Source organism: Streptomyces rugosispiralis (genome assembly GCF_024505145.1).
GTDB classification, from domain to species: Bacteria; Actinomycetota; Actinomycetes; order Streptomycetales; family Streptomycetaceae; genus Streptomyces; species Streptomyces rugosispiralis.
Genome location: NZ_JANIAA010000016.1, coordinates 98,866 through 115,867 on the forward strand (window position 1 = coordinate 98,866; position 17,002 = coordinate 115,867).

Consider the following 17,002-nt stretch of genomic DNA (forward strand, 5'->3'; position numbering starts at 1 on the left):
ATCCTGTGCCCGGTCCGGTCGGGTATGCCGGCGCGCCACCGGACCGCCACGGCCGTCGCCTTGCCCGATTTCCGGCGTGGGTGTTCAGCTGTACGCCCGTTCGGTCACCGTTTCATCACAACGCATACACGGCTCTCCCACTTCGCCGTGCCCGCGCCGGATGATGCACCCCACCATCCACGCACCTGGGAGACATATGGGCACCCGCACCGTCCAGGCCGCGGCGGTCATCGCCGTCACCCTGCTCCTGACCGGCTGCTCCAACGGCGGTGACGTGCGCGACAAGAGCACACCGAGCGGCACCCCGGCCGCCGCCGAGAAGGCCGAGACCACCCGGGCCTGCGTCGATGCCATCGCCGACCGGGCCGCCGCCCACAAGGGCGGAGCGGTCCGCTCCCACCCCGTCCCCGCGCCCTGCGCCCGGCTGTCGGACGCCGACTACCTGGACGCCTATATGAAGGGTCTCGAGCAGGCGCATCGGGCCGCCCGGAAGACCTCTCAGGGGGAGACCGACAAGGGGGCCGACGGCGGGGGGAGCTGATCCGAGGCCCGGTTCGCCGCCCGGTCCAGATGGTCGGCGCAGGAGACCCGTGCGCTCGACCGGGAGCCGTCCGGGCAGAGGACGTTCTCCCAGCTCGTCGTCGAAATATCGGCATCCCGCAGCCGCGCGCCGCGGAGATCGGAGTCGGACACCGCGGCTCCGCCCAGATCGGCGCCGCTCAGATCCGCTCCGTTGAGGCCGACATGGGTGAGGGACGCCGCCCGCAGATATACGCCGGCCAGCCGCGCGCCCTCGAAACTGACGTCGGTGAGCAGACCCCTGCCGAGCCTGGCGCCGCTGAGATCGGCGCCGCGCAGATCGACCTGGGAGAGGGTGGCGGAGGTGAGGTCCGCCCGCCGGAGGTCGGCGCCCCGCAGATCGACGTTCTCCAGCGACACCGCCGCCAGCCGCGCTTGATAGAGATTGCCGCGCCGCAGATTGGCCTCGGACACCAGCCCGGTCAGGGTGGACCGTTCGAGATTCACGCACCGCAGCTTCTTCTGCCACAGATCGCCACCGGCCACGGTGCGGCTGGAGAGATCCTTGCCCGTGCGGCCGGAACAGCTCCGGCCATGGTTGCCGCCCTCCCCGCACCCGGCGAGCAGGGCCGCGGACAGGGCGGTCACGATGAGGCAGGTGAGCGAGCGGGGCCACCGCGTGGTCATGGGCCGACGCACCATGGATGTCAGACGCCGATCAGATCCACCAGATCGTCGGCGTGCTCCTCCTCTTCCTCCAGGATCGACTCCATCAGCCGGCGGGTGGTCGGGTCGTGTTCGCCCAGCCAGCGGATGATCTCCTGATAGCTGGCGATCACGATGCGCTCGGCGAGCAGATTGTGCTCCAGCATGGCCTTGAGGTCGTTGCCGGCCGGGGTGGTGTAGTCGGTGTGGGAGCGCTGGGTCAGCGAGGCGGGATCGAAGTCGGGGTCGCCGCCGAGCTGCGAGACGCGTTCGGCGGCGCGCAGCGCGTGCTGCATCTCCTCCTTGGCGTGCTCGGTGAACTCCGAGGACACCTGGGCGCGGTCGATCCCGCTGGCCGAGATGGCGTGGCGGGTGTAGCGCAGCCAGCACACCACCTCGGTCGCGATGACGTCGTTGAGGATGCCGATGACCCGGTTCTTGTCCAGACCGTAGGTGTCCGTCACCGGGCCCGCCGCCATCTTCCGGCGGGCGTCGTCGCGGATCCTGGTCACGTCCAGCACGAAGTCGTCGCTCATCGGTGCCCTCTCTGCTCTCCTCGGCTTGGGCGAGTGTTCCCGACGGGGCCCGGAGGGGAGCGGGCGGAGCGGGAAGATGACTGGATCGCCGCACAGCGCCAGCCGATCGGCGGTATCCGGCGCCGGTGCGGCGTCCCGGGGCCGTGCGGCGTCCCGGGGCCGTGCGGGGGATCGGGGCGAGTGGCCATGCCGTTGTCGGTGGCGTGCCACCCGATCACCTGGGCGGGCCGGACCCTTCATCCCGCCCGCATGGTCGAGCGGACTCGCCCCACCAGGCCACACCACGTACGACTTCGGCGCCGGCCAGGCGGGAAACTTGGCCGGCGCCGAACATTCGACGGTGGAGGTGTCAGCCCGCGTGCCCTGGCTCCGGCACGTTCGTCCCCGCCGACAGGACCCGGTCCGGGCGGATCGGCAGGTTGCGGTGGCGGACGCCGGTGGCGTGCCACACCGCGTTGGAGATCGCCGCCGCGGCCCCCACGATGCCGATCTCACCGACGCCCTTGATGCCGACCGGGTCGTCCGGATCCGGGTCGTCCACCCAGTCGGCCTCGACGATCGGCACATCGGCGTTGGCGGCGAAGTGGTAGCCCGCGAGGTCGGGGCTGACGAGGCCGCCCGAGGCCCGGTCCCTGACCGCCTCCTCGTGCAGGGCCATGGAGATGCCCCAGATCATCCCGCCGACGAGCTGGTTGCGCGCGGTCAGCGGGTTGACGATCCGGCCCGCCGCGAAGATGCCGAGCATCCGGCGCACCCGGACCTCTCCGCTGGTGACGTCCACGGCCACCTCGGCGAACTGCGCGCCGAAGGAGTGCCGTTCCTTACTGGCCAGGGCGCCGATGGCCTCGGTGGTGTCGGAGCGTGCGGTGATTCCCTCGGGCGGGATGTCGCCGCCCAGGGCCAGCCGCTCGCGCAGTTCGCTCACCGCGATCCCCACCGCCCACGCCCAGGAGCGCGTGCCCATCGACCCACCGGCGAGCATCGCCGGGCCGAGGTCGCTGTCCGCCATGACCACCCGGACCCGCTCCGGATCCACCGCCAGCGCGTCCGCGGCGACCAGGTTGATGGCGGTCCGGGCGCCGGTGCCGATGTCCGCCGCGTTGATGCGCACGGTGAAGGTGCCGTCCGCCTCCGCCGTCACCCCCGCCGTGGACGGTCCGGCGCCGGAGTGGAAGCTGGCCGCCGCCATACCGGTCCCGAGCAGCCAGCGCCCCTCGCGGCGCAGCCCCGGACGGGGATCCCGGTCGGCCCAGCCGAACCTGCGGGAGCCCTCCTCGTAGCAGGCGACCAGATTGCGGCTGCTGAACGGCAGGCCCGAGACCGGGCCCCGGTCGGGCTCGTTGCGGACACGCAGCTCGATCGGGTCGATGCCGGACTTCTCGGCGAGCTCGTCCATGGCGCACTCCAGCGCGAACGAGCCCGGTGCCTCGCCCGGGGCGCGCATGAAGGTCGGGCTCGGCACATCGAGCCGTACGACCCGGTCGCTGGTGTAGTGCGCGTCGGCGTCGTACATCACGCGGCTCACCGTGGCGCTCCGCTCGATGAACTCGTGGACGGTCGACGTGACGCACTCGGACCGGTGGTCGAGCACCCGCAGCCGCCCCGACTCGTCGGTGCCGAGCCTGACCCGCTGCGCGGTGGGGCTGCGGTAGCCGATCGTCGAGAACATCTGGCGGCGGGTCATGACGACGCGCACCGGGCGCTGGAGGAGGGTGGCGGCCATGACGGCGGCCACCTGGTGCGGGCGGGTGGTCTTGGAGCCGAAGCCGCCGCCGACGTGCTCGGAGCGCACCCGCACCGACTCCGCGTCGAGGGAGAAGATCTGCGCGAGCTCGGCGGCCACCATCGTGCTGCCCTGGTTGGAGTCGAAGACCTCGAGCCGGCCGCCGTCCCAGTGGGCCGTCGCCGCGTGCGGCTCCATGGGGTTGTGGTGCTCTTCCGGGGTGGTGTACTCGGAGTCCACGACGAAGGTGGACGCGGCGAGTTCGGCCTCGACGTCCCCCTTCGTCGCCACCGCCGGACCGAAGGGCGAGTCCGCGGGGGTGTACATGTCGGGGTGTCCGGCGGTGAAGCCGATGTCGTGCGGCTCCTGGTCGTACCGGACGACCAGCGCTTCCGCGGCCTCCCTGGCCTGCTCGGGCCGCTCGGCGATGACCAGCGCCACCGGCCAGCCCATGAAGGGGACGCGGTCGTTCTGGAAGACCCCGAGGATCGGGTCGGGCTTCCCGATCATGCCCATGTAGTCCAGGTTGACCCGCGGGGCGTTCTCGTGGTGGACGACCGCGAGGACACCGGGCATGGCGAGGACCGGCTCGGACTCGACCGCGCTGACGCGGCCGCGGGCCACGGTGGACAGCACCATCCAGCCATGGGCGAGGTCGGGCAGGGGGATGTCGCCCGCGTAGCGGGCCGCTCCGGTGACCTTCTCCCGGCCCTCCAGGCGGGTGCGCGCGGTGCCGAAGGCGCCCGTCGTCGTGGTGGTTCCGGTCGTCGTGGTCATCGGGCGGCCTCCTCGGTGAGTTCGGTCAGCAGGGCCACGACGAGGTTGCGCATCAGCGGCACCTTGTATCCGTTGTGGGGCAGCGCCTCGGCGGCGGCCAGCTCCGCGTCCGCGGCGGCGGCGAACGCCTCGGCGGTCGCGGGGCCCCCGGTCAGCGCCCGCTCGGCCGCCAGGGCCCGCCACGGCCGGGAGGCGACCGCCCCGAAGGCGAGACGGACCTCCTGGACGACCCCGTCCCGGACGTCGAGGGCGGCGGCGATCGAGCCGATCGCGAAGGCGTAGGACGCGCGCTCGCGGACCTTGCGGTAGCGGGAGTGGGCGGCCACCGGGGCCGGGGGCAGGGTGATACCGGTGATCAGCGCGCCGGACGGCAGCGCGGTCTCCAGGTGCGGGGTGTCGCCCACGGGCAGATAGAAGTCCGCGAGCGGCAACTCGCCCGGCCCGTCGGCGGTTTCGTACCGTACGACGGCGTCGAAGGCGGCGAGCGCGACCCCCATGTCCGAGGGGTGGGTGGCCACGCAGTGCTCGGAGGCGCCGAAGATCGCGTGGTTGTGGTGCTCACCCTCGATGGCCGGGCAACCGCTGCCGGGGAGGCGCTTGTTGCAGGGCCCGGCCACATCGGTGAAGTAGCCGCAGCGGGTGCGCTGCAGGAGGTTGCCGCCGACGGTGGCCATGTTGCGCAACTGCCCGGACGCACCGGCCAGGACGGCCTGGGCGAGGGCCGGGTAGCGCCGCCGCACCTCGGGGTGGGCGGCGAGATCGCTGTTGGTGACGGTGGCGCCGATGCGCAGGCCACCGTCCGACGTCAACTCGACGTGGCCCAGGGGCAGTTCGCGTACGTCGACAAGGCGTCCGGGCCGCTCGACGCCGGTCTTCATCAGATCGACCAGATTGGTGCCGCCGCCGAGGAAACGCGCGTCGGGGTCCGCGCCGAGCACGGAGATCGCCTCGGAGACCTCGAGCACTCGCTGGTAGCCGAACTCCTTCATGCGAGGGCCTCCTCGGTCCCGGCCGTGCGCGCCTCGGCGGCCCGCGCGACCGCCTGCACGATCGACACATAGGCGCCGCAGCGGCACAGGTTGCCGCTCATCCGCTCCCGGATCTCGTCCGGGCTGAGGGGCGGGGGTCCCGCTTCGGGGCGGACGTCGGCGGTGGCGGCGCTCGGCCAGCCCGCCGCGTGCTCCTCGATCACGGCGAGGGCGGAACAGATCTGCCCCGGGGTGCAGTAACCGCACTGGTAGCCGTCGAGGTCGAGGAACGCCTGCTGCACCGGGTGCAGCTCGTCGCCCTCGGCCACGCCCTCGATCGTGGTGACCTCACGGCCCTCGGCCGCCACCGCGAGCTGGAGGCAGGAGACGGCCCGGCGTCCGTCGACCAGCACCGTGCAGGCACCGCACTGACCCTGGTCGCAGCCCTTCTTGGTGCCGGTGAGGTCGAGCTGCTCCCGCAGGGCGTCGAGCAGGGTGGTGCGGTGGTCGACGGGCAGCGTGTGTTTCTCGCCGTTGATGGTCAGCGTGATGACGCTGGACGTCGATGGGGCCATGATCAGCCTTCTTTCGCGGGTGTGGTGCGCGGTGAAGTCGTCCGATGGAGGGCGCCCGGGGCCCAGGGAGGGAGTCCCGGGGATACGGGATGCGGGACCATACCGGTCGGCGCTCGGTTTCGGCCATCCACACTGGCCGTTTCAGCCGGTAAGGTGGGCCTGAGCGGACAGCTGTCCGCTATGCAGAAAACCTAGCGGACAGCTGTCCGGTGAGCAAGGTCGGCGCTTCGGCGAGGTCCGGAAGGAGGACGCGTGCGGGCAGAGAGGGACGCACGTCTGCGCTCGGACGCGGCTGCGAACCGCGAGCGCATCCTGGAAGTGGCGCTGGCGGAGCTGACGCGCTCGGCGGACGTCCCGCTGAGCGCCATCGCGAAGAAGGCGGGCGTCGGGCAGGGCACCCTGTACCGCAACTTCCCCAGCCGCGAGGCCCTCGTTCTGGAGATCTACCGCCATGAGATGCGGCAGGTGGCGGACATCGCGGCCGAGCTGCTGCGCACCCGCGCGCCGGATCAGGCGCTGCGGGAGTGGATGGGGCACCTCGCCCGGTTCGCCATGACCAAGGCCGGTCTCGCCGACGCGCTGCACAAGGCCATCAGCGCCTCCTGCGGCCAGGAGAAACCGGGGCACGGCCAGATGACCGAGGCCGTGGCGCTCCTGCTGCGGGCCAACGAGGAGGTCGGCACCATCCGCCCGGACGTCACCACCGACGACTTCCTGCTCGCCATCGCCGGTCTGTGGCAGATCGGCCCCGGCCAGAACGGGCAGGCGCGTGCCCGGCGGCTTCTGGACCTGGTCATGGACGGGCTGCGCACGGGCGCGCCCGGGACGGCCGGGCCGGGGACGGCGGCCGACGGGGCGAGCTGAGCCCGGCCGGGGACGGTGGCCGAGCCGACGGGCCGGGCCCGGCCGGAGGCCCCCGCCCGTCGGCGGGCGGGGGCCTCCGTGGCGCGGGTTGTCTCGCGGATCAGCCCGAGACCGGCAGCGCGGTACGCGGCCGGGGCGGGAACCCGGCGGCGCGGTAGCACGCGTCGATCAGGGACATGGCGGTCAGCGCGTCCTCCGCGTCCAGCGGAAGCGGTGTGCCGTGCCGCAGGTGCGCGGCGTACGCGTCCAGTTGGTACGTGTACGAGGAGCGCCTGCCCAGCTCCTCGGTCCGCTCGCCCGCGGGCGTACGCACCACGATCCGGTCGTCCAGATGGGGCTGGACGAAGTTCATGGCCGTCGCCTCGCCCCGTGAGCCGGTCGCGTAGACCTCGGTGACCTCGCGGCCGGTGATCCAGCGGACGGTGTCGAAGTCGTGCACGGCGCAGTCGCGGAAGATGCCACCGGAGACGGCCACATAGGCGGCCGGGGGCGGCTCGGGGTCCAGGGTGGTGGACCGGACGGTGTGCAACGGCCCGAGTTCACCGCCGACCACCGCCGCCCGCGCGGCCAGGTAACCGGGGTCGAAGCGCCGGTTGTAGCCGATCTGGACCGCCACCCCACTGCCCTCCACGGCGCGGAGGACATCGAGGCTCTCCCCGATCGTGCGCGCCACGGGCTTCTCGCAGAAGACCGGCACGCCCGCCCGCACGGCGGCGAGGATGAGCTCGGGGTGGGCGTCGGTGGCCGCGGCGATCACGACACCGTCCACCCCGGTGGCGAGTACGGCCTCCGGCGAGTCGACCGCTTGGGCGCCGAAGCGCTCGGCGGCGGCGGTGGCGGCCGCGGCGACCGGGTCGGTGACCACGAGGGAGTCCACCGCGTCGAGCGTGGACAGGGTCTCGGCGTGGAAGCCGCCGATCCGGCCCAGGCCCATGATGCCGATACGCATGGGGAGTCGTTCCCTTTCTGATGGTGCGGGTGCTGACGGTGTGGCTCGAGGGCGGTGTGGCTTGAGGGGCGTGGCTTGAGGGCGGAGTTTCTTCAGGGCGGTGTGGCTTCAGGGCGGTGTTCCTTCTGGCGATGCGGTGGGTCAGCCGAGCCCGCCGAGCACGATCTGGTCCCAGTCGATGACCGAGCCGGTGACGACCCCGCTGCGATCGGACAGGAGGAGGACGACGAAATCGGCGATCTCGTCCACCTGCCCCAGCTTGCCCATCGGCTGGGCGCGGGCCGCCTCCTCGCGCCAGTCGTCGCCCGCGCCGTGGAAGGCGCGCTGGATGGCGTCCTCGCCCTCGGTGTCGGTCCAGCCCAGGTTCAGGCCGTTGACGCGGACGCGGTCCCAGCGGTGGGCGTGGGCGGCGTTGCGGGTCAGGCCCGCGAGCCCGGCCTTCGCGGCGGAGTACGGCGCCAGGAACGGATATCCGCCGTGTGCGCAGTTGGAGATGATGTTGACGATGGTGCCCGGGGCCTTCCTGGCGACCATGTCGGCGACGGCGGCCTGCATGGCGAAGAACGGGGCGCGCAGATTGATCGCGACATGCGCGTCGAAGAGTTCGGGCGTGGTGTCAAGCAGCGTCCCGCGCGAGGTGAGCCCGGCGGAGTTGACCAGGCAGTCGATCCTGCCATGGGCCGCCACCACCTGTTCCACGCTGCCGCGCGCCTGCGCGGGATCGGCCAGGTCGGCGCGGAGGAAGGCGGCGCTGGCTCCCTGGGCGGCGAGCTCCCCGGCCAGCGACTCACCGGCGTCGGGGCGGCGTCCGGTGAAGGCCACCGTGGCCCCTTCGCGGGCGGCGGCGCGGACGATGCCCGCGCCGATTCCCTGGCTGCCCCCGTTGACCAGGACGATCTTGTCCTGCAACAGTCCCGTCTTGTCCTGCGACAGTCCCAACTTGTCCTGCGACAGTCCCATCAGCGGTCCGTCTCCTTCAGCTCTGGCGGCGCTCGGCGCCGGCCCGCAGTTCCGTACGCAGGGTCTCCGGCGTCCAGTCCCGCTCCAGGGCGCGCCAGAGGGTGTCGGCCTGGGAGTCCGGGGCGAGGCCGCCGACCGGCGGGTCGAGGTCGAGGTTGGTGGGGAAGGGGTAGCCCTCGGCGCAGGCCGCGACGACGTTGTGCAGCCAGTGCTCGGTGGCGCCTTCGGCCTTGCGCCGCCGCAGTACGGGGAAGACGGCGTTGGCCACCGCCTCGCGGTCGACGGTCTCCATGGCGCGGCCGAAGGCGGAGGAGATCTGCAGCAGGTTCGCCATCCGCCGGATGTCCGTGGACCGGTTGTGTCCGGCGGCGTGGAAGAGCGCGGGGTTGAAGAAGACCGCGTCGCCCGCCTCCAGCGGCAACTGGACGTGGTGCTCGGCGAAGTAGGCCATGAACTCCGGGCGGCGCCAGGCCAGATAGCCGGGCTCGTACGCTTGCGAGTACGGCAGATAGAGCGTCGGGCCTGACTCGACCGGCATGGCGCAGTGGGCGACCGCGCCCTGGAGGGTCAGCGCGGGGGAGAGCCGGTGGACATGGGCGGGATAGGCCGCGGCCCGCGCCTCGGAGAGGAAGCCGAGGTGGTAGTCGCGGTGCACGCTCTGGGCCGCGCCACCCGGGTTGACCTGGTTGATCTGTGAGGTGACCTGGTAGCCGGGGCCGAGCCAGGCGGTGGCCACGAGGGCGATGAGGTCGTTGGCGTAGTAGTCGGCGAAGACCTCCGGTGCGCTCAGGGCCAGCTTCTCCAGCGCGTTCCACACCCGGTCGTTGGCGCCGGGCTTGGCGAAGTGGTCACCGCGGGCGGCGCCCGCCGCCCGTTCCCGCTCGATCAGCGCCGTGAACGCCTCGGTGGCCCGGTCCAGGACCGACACGTCGGGGAAGGCGCCCTTGAACACCACGATGCCGGGGCCGTCCAGCAGGGCGTGGACCAGTTCCGCCTGCGCCTCCCGGCGGCCGGACACCGTGGCGGCCCGGGCCCGCAGGCGGTCCCCGTCGTAGACGGGGACATGTTGCTCCACGGCGTCGGCACCGGGGTGGTCGGCGGGGTCGGTGGTCCGCTCGACCAGGGCGCGGAAGGCGTCGAGGGAGCAGTCGGCCTCACTGAGCCAGGCATGAGACCTCGGAGCGATGAGCGGCATTGCCATCCGATCCTTCCCGTGGGCTGCGGCTTTCTGTCAGTGTTGTGATCGGCCGAGCATCGGGCAATCCTCAGCAGCCCATCAAAAACCCCTCAAGGGAGGCGCGCCGATGGCCCATCCGTATCCCATCCGGGAGATCGCCAGACAGGCCGGTCTGAGCGAGGCCACCGTCGACCGGGTGCTGAACGACCGGGGCGGGGTGCGCGAAAGCACCGCCCGGGAGGTCCACCAGGCCGTCAAGGACCTGGACCGGCAGCGCACCCAGGTCCGCATCGGCGGCCGCACCTTCATGATCGACATCGTGATGCGGGCCCCCGAGCGCTTCTCCTCGGCGGTCCGCGCCGCCCTGGAGGCGGAGCTGCCCTCGCTGCGCCCGGCGGTGATGCGGTCGCGCTTCCACTTCCGCGAGACCGGTCCGGTGGAGGAGCTGATCGCCGCGCTGGACCGCATCGCCCAGCGCGGCGGCTGCCAGGGGATCGTCCTGAAGGCGCCCGACGTACCCGAGGTCACGGCGGCCGTCGGCCGCCTGGCGGCCGTTGGCATACCGGTCGTGACCCTGGTGACCGACCTGCCCAGCAGCGCCCGCCGGTCCTACGTCGGCATCGACAACCGCGCCGCCGGAGCCACCGCCGCGTACCTCATGGGCCAGTGGCTCGGCGACCGCCCCGGCAATGTGCTCACCACCATCAGCCGGGGGTTCTTCCGGGGTGAGGAGGAGCGCGAGATGGGCTTCCGCGGCGCCCTGCGCAACGCACACCCCGGGCGCACGCTCGTCGAGGTCACCGACAGCGACGGTCTGGACGCCACCCAGCGCGACCTGGTCCTGCGGGCGCTGCGACGCGATCCGGACATCCGGGCGGTCTACTCGATGGGCGGCGGCAACACCGCGACGATCCAGGCCTTCGAGGAACTCGGCCGAGGCTACGAGGTGTTCATCGCCCACGACCTCGACCACGACAACACCCGGCTGCTGCGCGAGCGGCGGCTGTCCGCGGTGCTCCACCACGACCTGCGCCAGGACATGCGCCGCGCCTGCCAGATCATCATGCGGGCGCACGGAGCCCTCCCCGACGACGGCCCCTCCCTGCCCTCGCCCATCCAGGTCGTCACGCCGTACAACATGCCGCCCGACGCCGTCCGAGACGCCTGATCGCGGCACCTTCCCGGCACCCGTCGGCACTCTCCGGCCTCCTTGGCGAGATCCCGTTGAACCATGTCACTCGTGCCACTGGGAGCCGTTTCCGCCCTCGCATAGCGTCGGAGAAGGGCCAGACGGACTGGCCATCACCGCATATGAGGGAACATTCTCATGCTCGCCCAGATCGTTCTGTTCGACGGCTTCGACCTCCTCGACGTGCTCGCCCCCTTCGAAGTGCTGCACGCCGGTGGCATGGCTTCCGGAGGAGCGCTGCGCGCGGAGCTGGTGTCCGCCGAGGGGCCACGTGAGGTGGTGAGCGGGGTCGGCGGCGTACCGCTGCGCGCCACGGCCGCCCTGGATCCGACGAGGGCGGACCTGGTGGTGGTCCCCGGTGCCGCCGGCCGTGTCGGCGAGCCCGGCGAGGTCCCCGACCGCGACGCGGACGCGGACGCGGGCGAGTGGCGGGAGGACGAACTCATCCCCGTCCTGCTGGGCCGCACCCTGAACACCGGCCTGCCGGGGCTGCTGAAGGCCGCCATGGACCGCCCGGAGGTGACCGTCGCCACGGTGTGCGGCGGCTCGCTCGTGTTGGCCATGGCCGGTCTGCTGGAGGGCCGCTACGCCACCACCCACCACATGGGCCTGGACATGCTGGACGCCACCGGCGTCAACGTGATCAGGGCCCGGGTCGTCGACGACGGCGACCTCGTCACCGGCGCCGGTGTCACCTCCGGACTCGATCTGGGCCTGTACCTGCTGGAGCGCGAACTGGGGCCGCGGATCGCCCACGCCGTCGAGGAACTGTTCGCCTACGAGCGCCGTGGCACCCCCTGGCGCCACCACGGCCCGTCGCCCGTCGCCCTGTGACCACACCGCCCCACCGCCATCCGCCCCAACCCACCGTGAGGAAGCACACCACCATGTCCGTTGCGGACTCCGTCGAAGGCACCTGGGACCTGACCATCTCCACACCCATCGGCCGGATCAAGGCCGTGGTCGAACTCCGCGACGAGGGCGGCGCCCTGACCGGTACGGCCCACGGTGCGGGAGAGGAGGTCCCACTGGCCGATGTGGCGCTCGACGGCGACCGGCTCACCTGGCGGCAGGCCATCACCAAGCCGATGCGGCTGAACCTCGCGTTCACGATGACCGTCGAGGGCGAGACGATGACCGGCACCTCCAAGGCCGGGCGACTGCCCTCCTCCAAGGTCACCGGACAGCGCCGCACCGTCCCCGTGGCAGCGGAGAGCTGACCGAACGCGCCTGTGAGGGAACCGGGCCGATGACCCGGTTCCCTCACGCGTTCCCCGGCCGGCGGCGCACCGCGAGGTGTTCGCGCGGCGCGTTCGCTCGTTCGGGCGGCAATCGCGAGACCGTCTGGGTCGGCATATCGCCCATCGATCACTTCATGTCAGACGAACTGCTGGACCACCAGCACGGTCGCGCCCGCCACCGCGAGCACCATGGCGACGGCCCTGGTGCGCCGCATGTCCAGCCGGCTCGACAGCGGGCGGGCCAGCAGCACCCCGATCGCCGCGGCCGGGGCCAGCAGGGCGGTGTGCCACAGGCTGTACGTGTGCACCGCCCCCGTCGCCGCCAGGGTGGCCAGGCTCATCACCGAACCGGCCAGGAAGAACCCGCTCATCGTGGCGCGCAGCCGCGGTCCGCTCAGCCGCTGCCAGACCATGGCCATCGGCGGCCCCCCGATGGCGGTCGCCGTGCCCATCAGCCCCGACATCAGACCGGCCAGCAGCACCGACCGCCGCCTCGGCGCGGGCACGAAGCCGCGCAGGCTCACCGCCACGCCCGTGAGGACGACCGCCGCCACGAGGAGGGCGAGATACCGGGCGGGCAACACGGCCACCAGCGCCGCGCCGCCCAGCACCCCCGGTACCCGGCCGACCAGCGCCCACCCCGCGCCCCGCAGGTCCAGATGGCCGCCCTCCAGCACCAGCACCGCGGCCGTGACCCCGGTGGCGAGCAGCAGGACCACCACCGGGGTGAGCGACGGGTCGAAGATCGCGATCACCGGGGCGGCCAGCAGGCCGAGCCCGAAGCCGATGGCGACCTGGAGCAGCGCCCCGACCGCCACCGTGATGAAGAGCAGGGTGAACTCCGGCGAGCTCATGCTTCCGCCGGCCCGGCGGCCAGCGGGAAGTGGCACAGGCCCGCATGCGGCTCCGGCCCGGTGTCCGCCGTGCCGTCGCGGATCACGACAGGCGGAGCGAGTTCGGCACACCGGGCCTCGCTCTTCCAGCAGCGGGTGCGGAACCGGCAGCCCGACGGGATGTCGTACGGGGACGGGATCTCCCCGCGCAGCTGGATCTCGTCGTCCTGGGCCTGCCCGGAGACGTCGAGGGTGGGCGCGGCGGACATCAGGGCGGCGGTGTAGGGATGCACGGGCCGGTCGAAGACGTCCTCGGTGGGGCCCTGCTCGATGACCTTGCCCAGGTACATCACCGTCACCCGGTCGGAGACATGCCTGACCACGGAGAGGTCATGGGAGATGAAGACGTAGGAGACACCCAGCCGCTCCCGCAACTCGGAGAGCACATTGAGCACTTGGGCCTGCACCGACAGATCGAGCGCGGACACCGGCTCGTCGCACACGATGAGGTCGGGGTCGAGCGCCAGCGCGCGGGCGATGCCGATGCGCTGCCGCTGCCCGCCGGAGAACTCGTTCGGATACCGGTGGGCGTCGCTCTCCCGCAGTCCGACGAGGGACAGCAGCTCACGCACCCGCCGCTCCCGCGCCTGTGCCGTGGGCACGATGTCGCGGTGGGTGCGCCACGGCTCGCCGATGAGGTCGGCCGCGGACATCCGGGCGTTGAGCGAGGCGAAGGGGTCCTGGAACACCATCTGCACCCGGCGCCGCCAGGCCAGCAGCTCCTTGCCCCTGAGAGTGAACGGATCAATGCCGTCGAAGCGCACGGTGCCCGAGTCCGGCCGCTCCAGCCCGAGCACCACCCTGGCCAGGGTCGACTTGCCACATCCGGACTCGCCCACCAGCCCGAGCGTCTGCCCGCGCTCGACCCGCACATCGACGCCGTCGAGCGCGGTCAGGCGCCGGCGGCCCTGGCCGAACGACTTGGTCACGCCGCGTACCTCGAGCAGCGGCGGGGGAGTGGCCGGGCCATCGGCCCGCGGCCCGGTGGCGGTGGCGTCGGTGAGGGGCGTCTCAGGCACGGTCGAGCTCCTCGGAGAAGTGGCAGGCGGCCGAACGCGAGGCCCCGACGGATGTGAGGCGGGGGCGCTCCTGGGCGCAGCGCTCCTGGGCCAGCGGACATCTGGCCTGGAAGACACAGCCGGCCGGCACCGCGCTGAGCTCGGGCGGGCTCCCCGGTACGGCGGGCAACGGGCGGCCCCTGACGGCGTGTTCGGGCACCGAGTCGAGCAACCCCTTGGTGTAGGGGTGGCGGGGGCGGGAGAACACCTCCGCCACCGGGCCGGTCTCCACCACATTGCCCGCGTACATCACCACGACATCGTCCGCGCGCTGCGCCACCACCGCCAGATCGTGGGTGATCAGCACCAGCGCCATGTCCCGCTCGGTCTGCAGATCCCGCAGCAGCCGCATGATCTGCGCCTGCACGGTGACATCCAGCGCGGTCGTGGGTTCGTCGGCGATGAGCACATCGGGGTCCAGCGCGACGGCCATCGCGATCAGCAGCCGCTGGCGCATACCGCCGGAGAACTGATGCGGATACGCGCGGGCCCGCAGCCGGGGCTCGGGGATGCCGACGCGGGTCATCAGCTCGACCGCCTTCTCCCGGGCAGCGCGGCGCGACATCCCGCGATGGATGCGGAACGGCTCGGCGAGCTGTCTGCCGACCGGCTGTACGGGGTTGAGCGCGGTCAGCGCGTCCTGGAAGACGATGGACAACACGGGACCGGCGAGCTTTCTGCGCCCCGACCGGCCCAGCCGCAGCACATCGGTGCCGGACACCTTCACGGAGCCGCCCGTCACCTCGGCCGTCGGGTCGAGCAGCCCGGCGATGGACAGCGCGGTCATCGACTTCCCGCAGCCGGACTCGCCCAGCAGCGCCAGTGTGCGCCCCTTGCGCACCTGGAAGCCGACGCCGTTCACCGCCCGGACGGTGCCGGAGGGGGTGCGCAAGTCGACGCAGAGCCCCTCGACTTCGAGCGCGGGGTGGCCGGTCCCGGCGGGCGCGGGCAGGGTGGAGGGGGTCACGCGATCATCTCCGAGGGAACAGCGGCCCGGTTGCCGCGCCGCTTCCTGGGCAACGTCAGACGCCAGCGCTGGGCGGGGTCGGTGGCCAGGCGGACCCAGGCGGCGAGCACCGTGGCCGACACCGTGGTGAGCACGATCGCGACACCCGGCAGCACGGCGATCCACCAGGCCGTCTGGAGGTACTGGCGCCCCTGCGCCACCATCAGCCCCCAGCTCACATCGGGGGGCTGGATGCCGATGCCGAGGAAGCTCAGGCTGGACTCGGTCAGCATCACGAAACAGAAGTCGAGCGTGGCCACGGTCAGCAGCGTGGGCAGCGCGATCGGCAGAATGTGCCGGTGGATGATGTTCCGGCTCGGTGTGCCGAAGGTCCGGGCCGCGTCCACGAACAGACGGCTCCTCAGCTCGGCCGACTCCGCGCGGGCGGTGCGCAGATAGACCGGGACCCGCGCGATGGCGAGGATCAGCACGATGTTCATCGCGCTGGGCGCGAAGACATACAGCACGACCACCGCGATCAGCAGCGATGGGAAGCTGAGGATGACATCGGCGACCCGCATCGCGACGTTCTCCCGCATGCCTCCGTGGTACCCGGCCCACAGCCCCAGCGCCGAGCCGATCAGCAGCGAGCACAGCACCGCGGGCACCGCGACGGACAGCGTCGTCCCGGCGGCGTCCACCAGCCGGGCCAGCACGCTGCGCCCCAGCACATCGGTGCCGAGCAGCCCGTAGAAGCCGTGGTCGAGGGAGGGCGGGCGCAGCGAGGCGCGCAGATCCTGCCGTACGGCTCGGTCCCCGATGAACAGCCGGCCGAACAGCGCGACGAGGAACACCCCGGCCAGGATGACGGCCGCGACGGCCGCGGCCCGGTCCCGGCCGAGCAGCAGCCACCAGCGGGGCGGGCGTTGGCGCGACGGGGCGGTCACCCCAGCGGGGCGGTCGGCGGGGTCGGTCATGGTGGCTCCTTCGCTCACGCCGGCACCGCCTGGCGCACTCGGGGGTCGATCAGGGCGTGGCAGACGTCGACGAGGATGTTCAGCGCGAAGATCGTCACCGCCGTGAGCAGGACGGCGGCCTGCAACACCGCGAAGTCGCGCTGCAGAATCGAGTCGATCATGAGCTTGCCGATCCCGGGCCAGCCGAAGATCGTCTCCACCACCACCGCGCCGTTGACCAGGCCGACGGTGAGGTCCCCGGCCACGGTCAGCACGGGCGTGATGGAGTTGCGCAGCGCGTGTCCGAACACCACGCGCTTGGGGTCGGCCCCCTTGCTGCGCGCGACCTTCACATACGGCGCGGACAGCGCGCCGACCATGCTGCCGCGGACCACCTGCACCAGCACCCCGAACGGGCGGATCAGCAGAGTGGCGATGGGCAGCACCCAGATCTCCGGACCGCCCAGGGTGCCGGAGGTCGGCAGCCAGTCGAGGCCCACCCCGAAGACCAGCACCCCCACGATCGCGAACCAGAAGTCGGGGATGCTGGCCGCCGTCATCGACAGCAGACCGGCGATCCGGTCGATGAGCGAGTTGGGCCGGTACGCGGCGAGGCTGCCGACCAGCAGCGCCCCGAGGATCGCCAGGAGCATCGTCATCCCGGCCAGTTGGAGGGTGACGGGAAACGCCTTGAGCACCATCGACCCGGCCGACTCCCCGGTGCGCAGCGAGGTCCCGAAGTCGAGTCGCGCGGCGTTGGTGAGGTAGTCCCACAGCTGCACCGGAATGGAGTCGTCGAAGCCGTGGGCGGCGGAGAACTCCGCTCGTTGCTGCGGGGTGGCGCTCAGCGGAAGGTACAGATCGACGGGGTTGCCGGTCAGACGGGCCAGGCAGAACACACCCAGCACCACGAACACCAGGGGGATCGCGCTGGAGATGACGCGCTTGCGCAGGAAGGACGTCATC

The 17,002-nt window shown here is 72.1% G+C and carries 18 protein-coding genes; 5 read left to right on the forward strand and 13 right to left on the reverse strand.

All coding sequences use genetic code 11. The annotated features are described in order from the left end of the window. The first annotated feature begins 196 nt into the window (after window positions 1–196). Complete coding sequence (locus NP777_RS23565) at window positions 197–541, forward strand: hypothetical protein (protein WP_256652171.1); 345 nt, start codon at window positions 197–199, stop codon at window positions 539–541. On the opposite strand, the gene NP777_RS23570 is transcribed toward NP777_RS23565, so the two are convergent. The 5 genes from NP777_RS23570 to NP777_RS23590 form a co-directional block, all read right to left on the reverse strand. After that, window positions 499–1,206, reverse strand: coding sequence for a pentapeptide repeat-containing protein (locus tag NP777_RS23570; protein WP_256652172.1), 708 nt, complete (start codon window positions 1,204–1,206; stop codon window positions 499–501). The two genes, NP777_RS23565 and NP777_RS23570, sit on opposite strands and share 43 nt — an antisense overlap. 20 nt (window positions 1,207–1,226) lie before the next feature. Then, on the reverse strand, window positions 1,227–1,760 hold the full coding sequence (locus NP777_RS23575; RefSeq protein WP_256652173.1) for a ferritin-like domain-containing protein: 534 nt from the start codon (window positions 1,758–1,760) through the stop codon (window positions 1,227–1,229). A 349-nt stretch (window positions 1,761–2,109) separates the two neighbouring features. Continuing rightward, the gene (locus NP777_RS23580; RefSeq protein ID WP_256652174.1) at window positions 2,110–4,260 is read right to left on the reverse strand and encodes a xanthine dehydrogenase family protein molybdopterin-binding subunit; all 2,151 of its coding nucleotides are present in this window, start codon (window positions 4,258–4,260) and stop codon (window positions 2,110–2,112) included. Continuing rightward, on the reverse strand, window positions 4,257–5,249 hold the full coding sequence (locus NP777_RS23585) for an FAD binding domain-containing protein (protein ID WP_256652175.1): 993 nt from the start codon (window positions 5,247–5,249) through the stop codon (window positions 4,257–4,259). Before NP777_RS23585 ends, NP777_RS23580 begins: the two co-directional genes overlap by 4 nt. Then, on the reverse strand, window positions 5,246–5,803 hold the full coding sequence (locus tag NP777_RS23590; protein ID WP_256652176.1) for a (2Fe-2S)-binding protein: 558 nt from the start codon (window positions 5,801–5,803) through the stop codon (window positions 5,246–5,248). The genes NP777_RS23585 and NP777_RS23590 overlap by 4 nt, the downstream gene beginning before the upstream one ends. A gap of 252 nt (window positions 5,804–6,055) precedes the next feature. Here NP777_RS23590 and NP777_RS23595 point away from each other — a divergent pair, with 252 nt between their 5' ends. Next, complete coding sequence (locus tag NP777_RS23595) at window positions 6,056–6,667, forward strand: TetR/AcrR family transcriptional regulator (RefSeq protein ID WP_256652177.1); 612 nt, start codon at window positions 6,056–6,058, stop codon at window positions 6,665–6,667. Window positions 6,668–6,767: 100 nt separating this feature from the next. Here NP777_RS23595 and NP777_RS23600 read toward each other — a convergent pair whose 3' ends face one another. The 3 genes from NP777_RS23600 to NP777_RS23610 form a co-directional block, all read right to left on the reverse strand. Further along, window positions 6,768–7,616 (reverse strand): Gfo/Idh/MocA family oxidoreductase, encoded by an 849-nt coding sequence (locus tag NP777_RS23600; protein ID WP_256652178.1) that lies wholly within the window; start codon window positions 7,614–7,616, stop codon window positions 6,768–6,770. Between the two features lie 141 nt (window positions 7,617–7,757). After that, the gene (locus NP777_RS23605; protein ID WP_256652179.1) at window positions 7,758–8,576 is read right to left on the reverse strand and encodes an SDR family oxidoreductase; all 819 of its coding nucleotides are present in this window, start codon (window positions 8,574–8,576) and stop codon (window positions 7,758–7,760) included. A 16-nt stretch (window positions 8,577–8,592) separates the two neighbouring features. Then, window positions 8,593–9,771, reverse strand: coding sequence for a phytanoyl-CoA dioxygenase family protein (locus tag NP777_RS23610; RefSeq protein WP_256652180.1), 1,179 nt, complete (start codon window positions 9,769–9,771; stop codon window positions 8,593–8,595). 109 nt (window positions 9,772–9,880) lie between these two features. Between NP777_RS23610 and NP777_RS23615 the strand changes: the two genes are divergently transcribed. The 3 genes from NP777_RS23615 (at window position 9,881) to NP777_RS23625 (ending at window position 12,162) form a co-directional block, all read left to right on the forward strand. Further along, window positions 9,881–10,921: a LacI family DNA-binding transcriptional regulator gene (locus tag NP777_RS23615; RefSeq protein WP_256652181.1), complete on the forward strand. Its 1,041-nt coding sequence runs from the start codon at window positions 9,881–9,883 to the stop codon at window positions 10,919–10,921. A 159-nt stretch (window positions 10,922–11,080) separates the two neighbouring features. Then, entirely contained in the window at window positions 11,081–11,776 is a 696-nt protein-coding gene (locus tag NP777_RS23620) for a DJ-1/PfpI family protein (protein WP_256652182.1), read from the forward strand. A gap of 53 nt (window positions 11,777–11,829) precedes the next feature. Beyond that, window positions 11,830–12,162, forward strand: a complete 333-nt coding sequence (locus tag NP777_RS23625) for a hypothetical protein (RefSeq protein WP_256652183.1) — start codon at window positions 11,830–11,832, stop codon at window positions 12,160–12,162. Between the two features lie 158 nt (window positions 12,163–12,320). Here NP777_RS23625 and NP777_RS23630 read toward each other — a convergent pair whose 3' ends face one another. From NP777_RS23630 to NP777_RS23650, 5 genes are read right to left on the reverse strand one after another with little or no spacing between them, the layout of a single operon-like run. Further along, window positions 12,321–13,037, reverse strand: a complete 717-nt coding sequence (locus tag NP777_RS23630; protein WP_256652184.1) for a sulfite exporter TauE/SafE family protein — start codon at window positions 13,035–13,037, stop codon at window positions 12,321–12,323. Beyond that, entirely contained in the window at window positions 13,034–14,095 is a 1,062-nt protein-coding gene (locus NP777_RS23635) for an ABC transporter ATP-binding protein (protein WP_256652185.1), read from the reverse strand. Before NP777_RS23635 ends, NP777_RS23630 begins: the two co-directional genes overlap by 4 nt. After that, window positions 14,088–15,101, reverse strand: a complete 1,014-nt coding sequence (locus NP777_RS23640; RefSeq protein WP_256652186.1) for an ABC transporter ATP-binding protein — start codon at window positions 15,099–15,101, stop codon at window positions 14,088–14,090. The genes NP777_RS23635 and NP777_RS23640 overlap by 8 nt, the downstream gene beginning before the upstream one ends. Beyond that, window positions 15,098–16,057 (reverse strand): ABC transporter permease, encoded by a 960-nt coding sequence (locus NP777_RS23645; RefSeq protein WP_256652187.1) that lies wholly within the window; start codon window positions 16,055–16,057, stop codon window positions 15,098–15,100. Before NP777_RS23645 ends, NP777_RS23640 begins: the two co-directional genes overlap by 4 nt. 14 nt (window positions 16,058–16,071) lie before the next feature. After that, complete coding sequence (locus tag NP777_RS23650; protein WP_256652188.1) at window positions 16,072–17,001, reverse strand: ABC transporter permease; 930 nt, start codon at window positions 16,999–17,001, stop codon at window positions 16,072–16,074. Window position 17,002 lies beyond the last annotated feature (1 nt).

Excerpts from the sequence above, each read along its gene's own strand:
- NP777_RS23565 (WP_256652171.1), top strand. The coding sequence starts at position 197 with ATGGGCACCCGCACCGTCCAGGCCGCGGCGGTCATCGCCGTCACCCTG.
- NP777_RS23570 (WP_256652172.1), bottom strand. The coding sequence starts at position 1,206 with ATGACCACGCGGTGGCCCCGCTCGCTCACCTGCCTCATCGTGACCGCC.
- NP777_RS23575 (WP_256652173.1), bottom strand. The coding sequence starts at position 1,760 with ATGAGCGACGACTTCGTGCTGGACGTGACCAGGATCCGCGACGACGCC.
- NP777_RS23580 (WP_256652174.1), bottom strand. The coding sequence starts at position 4,260 with ATGACCACGACGACCGGAACCACCACGACGACGGGCGCCTTCGGCACC.
- NP777_RS23585 (WP_256652175.1), bottom strand. The coding sequence starts at position 5,249 with ATGAAGGAGTTCGGCTACCAGCGAGTGCTCGAGGTCTCCGAGGCGATC.
- NP777_RS23590 (WP_256652176.1), bottom strand. The coding sequence starts at position 5,803 with ATGGCCCCATCGACGTCCAGCGTCATCACGCTGACCATCAACGGCGAG.
- NP777_RS23600 (WP_256652178.1), bottom strand. The coding sequence starts at position 7,616 with ATGCGTATCGGCATCATGGGCCTGGGCCGGATCGGCGGCTTCCACGCC.
- NP777_RS23605 (WP_256652179.1), bottom strand. The coding sequence starts at position 8,576 with ATGGGACTGTCGCAGGACAAGTTGGGACTGTCGCAGGACAAGACGGGA.
- NP777_RS23610 (WP_256652180.1), bottom strand. The coding sequence starts at position 9,771 with ATGCCGCTCATCGCTCCGAGGTCTCATGCCTGGCTCAGTGAGGCCGAC.
- NP777_RS23615 (WP_256652181.1), top strand. The coding sequence starts at position 9,881 with ATGGCCCATCCGTATCCCATCCGGGAGATCGCCAGACAGGCCGGTCTG.
- NP777_RS23620 (WP_256652182.1), top strand. The coding sequence starts at position 11,081 with ATGCTCGCCCAGATCGTTCTGTTCGACGGCTTCGACCTCCTCGACGTG.
- NP777_RS23625 (WP_256652183.1), top strand. The coding sequence starts at position 11,830 with ATGTCCGTTGCGGACTCCGTCGAAGGCACCTGGGACCTGACCATCTCC.
- NP777_RS23630 (WP_256652184.1), bottom strand. The coding sequence starts at position 13,037 with ATGAGCTCGCCGGAGTTCACCCTGCTCTTCATCACGGTGGCGGTCGGG.
- NP777_RS23645 (WP_256652187.1), bottom strand. The coding sequence starts at position 16,057 with ATGACCGACCCCGCCGACCGCCCCGCTGGGGTGACCGCCCCGTCGCGC.
- NP777_RS23650 (WP_256652188.1), bottom strand. The coding sequence starts at position 17,001 with ATGACGTCCTTCCTGCGCAAGCGCGTCATCTCCAGCGCGATCCCCCTG.